The sequence below is a fragment of the Parapedobacter lycopersici genome (assembly GCF_024643285.1).
In the GTDB taxonomy this organism is placed as follows: Bacteria; Bacteroidota; Bacteroidia; order Sphingobacteriales; family Sphingobacteriaceae; genus Parapedobacter; species Parapedobacter lycopersici.
The window spans coordinates 1-218 of record NZ_JAMSLW010000012.1 but is presented as its reverse complement, the minus strand read 5'-3'; the positions used below and the strand labels follow the sequence as shown (position 1 = coordinate 218).

Sequence of the window (218 nt, the reverse complement as noted above, 5' to 3'; positions counted from 1 at the left end):
TCGCAGATCTTCAGCGAGGGCGGGCTCGACTACCTCGGCAACCCGAGCCTGATCCACGCGCAGAGCATCCTCGCCATCTGGGCGGTCCAGGTGGTGCTCATGGGCGCCGTCGAGGGGTACCGCATCGCCGGCGGGCCGCTCGGCGAGGTCGTCGACCCGCTCTACCCCGGCGGCAGCTTCGACCCGCTCGGCCTCGCCGACGACCCGGAGGCCTTCGC

Annotated in this window: 1 protein-coding gene; it reads left to right on the top strand. The window is 72.5% G+C overall.

Annotated elements, in window-relative coordinates:
* On the top strand, nucleotides 1-218 hold a 218-nt coding region (locus NEV57_RS15860), incomplete at both ends, for a chlorophyll a/b-binding protein (protein ID WP_257659288.1).